This window comes from Roseomonas sp. TAS13, from assembly GCF_001950415.1.
GTDB lineage: Bacteria > Pseudomonadota > Alphaproteobacteria > Acetobacterales > Acetobacteraceae > Roseomonas > Roseomonas mucosa.
The window spans coordinates 1-3,072 of record NZ_BDLP01000456.1 but is presented as its reverse complement, the minus strand read 5'-3'; the positions used below and the strand labels follow the sequence as shown (position 1 = coordinate 3,072).

The window sequence follows — 3,072 nt, the reverse complement described above, 5'->3', positions numbered from 1 at the left end:
CCAGCGCGCCGAAGGTCACCGGCAGCACGGCGCGCTCGGCCAGGGCCTGGGCGCGGGAATAGCCGACCACCGCCCAGCCCGGCGCGTCGAGATCGACCTCGTGCGTCGCCGCCTTCGCCCCGCGCCGGTAGGGCAGCCACAGGATGCGCCGCCCATCCGCCCGTTCCAGCGTGCCCGACAGCAGCAGCCGCACCCGCGCGCATTCCAGCAGCGGCAGCAGCGCGGCGGACCAGGCGGCGGCCTCGTCCACCGCCTCGCCCTCCCCCCGCGCCCGCCCGCCGGGGTCCAGCTCGGCCAGGGCCGGCAGGTGGTGCACCTCGTCCACCACCAGCAACGTCCGGTGCCGCTGGAACTCCGCCAGGTGCAGGTCCGGGGCCGCCGCCACGCCCTGGTAGGTGGTCACATAGCCCTGCAGCCCCCGGCAGGGATCCGGTGCGTTCTCGGCCGCCCGTACGGAAACGCGGTGCCCCAGCGCCTGCCGCCAGAGCGGGTCGGCGAAGGCTTCCTCGGCCTGGAGGCGCAGGCTGTCGCGCGGCACCACCCAGCAGACGCGCTCGACGATCCCGGCCTCGATCAGCTCATGCGCCATCAGCACCGGCAGCAGCGACTTGCCGCCACCCGGCGTCACGGCGGCCAGCAGGTCCCGCGCCTCCGCCCCGCCGGCGATGGCCCGGGCGATGGCCAGGATGCGCCGCTGGTGATCGCGCAGCGGTCGGGCCGGCAGCATCAGCGCCCCGCGATCATGCGCTGGCCATCCTGCGTTCCGTCATGCGTCTGCGGGAAGTTCCTGAGACATTCCATGAACATGCAGGAAGAAATCCACATGTCCACCGATTCCCTGTGGATTCTCTGTGAATGCCGGGGATTATTTGCCGCAGCCGCACAGCAGGGCGGAACCTTTCCTCATCCCGCCAGCCTCCCGGCGGGACACCCCCGCGGGCCGCCCTGCCCTTGCGCGACCAGACTTTCCCGCGCCGGAACGCGGCGCTAGCCTTTCCGGCACGGACCATGGGCGGGAAGGCGGGTCCACGGCGCACCGCCCGGGCCGGTCGCCTCATCCCGGTGCCGCACCGGCCTGCCAGGGACAGCCTGGAAAGGGAGCGAACCGCGGATGATCTTCCTGTGCAAAGCCTGCGGCACCTCCTATCCGCCCGCCCCCACGCCACCGGAGAACTGCCCGGTCTGCCAGGACGAGCGGCAGTTCGTCCCGGCGGAGGGCCAGGCCTGGACCGCGCGGGACGAGTTGGCCCGGACCCACCGCAACGCCTGGCACCGCCACGAGCCCGGCCTGTTCAGCCTGCAGACCGTGCCGGCCTTCGCCATCAACCAGCGCGCCTTCCTGCTCGCCACCCCCGCCGGGAACGTGCTGTGGGACTGCGTCGCCCTGCTCGACCCCGCGACCGAGGCGCTGATCCACGGCCTGGGCGGACTGGGCGCCATCGCGATCTCCCACCCGCACTACTACACGGCCATGCAGGACTGGGCCGCCGCCTTCGAGGTGCCCATCCACCTGCACGCGGCGGACCGCGACTGGATCATGCGCCCCTCCCCCCATATCCGGCTCTGGGAAGGCGGGACGCTGGAAATCGCCCCGACGGCGACCCTGATCCGGGCCGGGGGCCATTTTCCCGGCGGGACGGTGCTGCACTGGACCGGCGCGGCGGACGGCACGGGTGTCCTGCTCGCCGGCGACATCGTGCAGGTGGCGCCCGGCGCCCGGCGCATCTCCTTCATGTGGAGCTATCCCAACATGATGCCCCTGCCGGCTGCGGAGGTACGGCGCGTCGCGAGCCGGCTTGCGCCCTGGTCCTTCGGGCGCATCCACGGCGCCTTCCAGGGGCAGGACGTGCGGGCGGAGGGCGACGCGATCGTCGCCCGCTCGGCAGCCCGCTATACCGAGCTCCTCGGCGAGATCCCCTAGAAGCTCGCCATCCAGACCCCGCGATCCCAGCCTCCGGAGTGCGCCCATGCCCCGCCATCCCGCCGCCACCGCCATCGGGGTCATCAGCGGCACCTCGGTAGACGGGATCGATGTCGCCGCCCTCCGCAGCGACGGCGAATCGCTGGTGGAGCCCGGCGAGGGCCGTACCTATTCCTACGAGCCCGGCCTGCGCACCGCCCTGCTGAGCCTGGCGGCGCAGCCGGAGCGGGTGCTGCGCGACCCGCTCGCGGCGCTGGAACAGGCGGTCACCGGGGCCCATGCGGCGGCGGTGGAGCGTTTCCTGGCCGAGACCGGCCTGCCGCGCGAGGAGGTCGCCGTGGTCGGCCTGCACGGCCAGACCGTGCTGCACCGGCCGGAGGCGCGCTTCACCCGCCAGCTCGTCTTCGGCGATGCCGCCGCCGCGCGCCTGGGCCTGCCGGTGGTGGACCGCTTCCGCGACGCCGATGTCGCGGCGGGCGGCCAGGGGGCGCCGCTGGTGCCGCTCTACCACCGCGCCCTCGTGGCGGGGCTGGGGGAGGCGGGGCCGCTCGCCGTGCTGAACCTGGGCGGGGTCGGCAACGTGACCTACCTGGATGGCGAGACGGTGATCGCCTTCGACACCGGCCCGGCCAATGCCATGCTGGACGACTTCCTGTTCCGCCGCACCGGCCGCAGCTTCGACGAGGGCGGGCGGCTGGCACGCAGCGGCCGGGCCGATGCGGGGATCGTGGCGCGCTTCCTGGGGAACCCCTTCTTCGGCCGTCCCGTGCCCAAATCCCTGGACCGCAACGCCTTCGCCGCCACGCTGGACTGGGTGGCGGGCCTGTCCGACGCCGATGGCGCCGCCACCCTGGCCGCCTGCACGGTGGAGGCCCAGGCCGCCGCCCTGCGCCACCTGCCCCGCCCGCCGCGGCGCTGGCTGGTCGCCGGGGGCGGGCGGCATAATGCCGTGCTGATGGACGGGCTGCGCCAGCGCCTCGCCGTGCCGGTCGAGGTGGTGGAGGCGGTCGGCTGGAACGGCGACTTCCTGGAGGCGCAGTGCTTCGGCTTCCTGGCGCTGCGCTCGCTGCGCGGCCTGCCGCTCAGCCTGCCCTCCACCACCGGGGTGCCGGCGCCGATGCCGGGTGGGCGGCACCACCCCGTGCCGGGGC

At 74.2% G+C, this 3,072-nt stretch carries 3 protein-coding genes; 2 read left to right on the top strand and 1 reads right to left on the bottom strand.

Annotated elements, in window-relative coordinates; genetic code table 11:
- A partial coding sequence (locus tag ROTAS13_RS21985; RefSeq protein ID WP_171979205.1) for a DEAD/DEAH box helicase occupies positions 1 to 727 on the bottom strand: 727 nt, incomplete at its 3' end.
- Between the two features lie 384 nt (positions 728 to 1,111).
- On the opposite strand from ROTAS13_RS21985, the gene ROTAS13_RS21980 reads away from it, so the two are divergent.
- Both ROTAS13_RS21980 and ROTAS13_RS21975 read left to right on the top strand, forming a co-directional pair.
- Positions 1,112 to 1,921: an MBL fold metallo-hydrolase gene (locus ROTAS13_RS21980; protein WP_075823434.1), complete on the top strand. Its 810-nt coding sequence runs from the start codon at positions 1,112 to 1,114 to the stop codon at positions 1,919 to 1,921.
- Positions 1,922 to 1,967: 46 nt separating this feature from the next.
- Positions 1,968 to 3,072 (top strand): anhydro-N-acetylmuramic acid kinase (locus tag ROTAS13_RS21975; protein ID WP_075823433.1); only part of this gene is annotated, 1,105 nt, incomplete at its 3' end.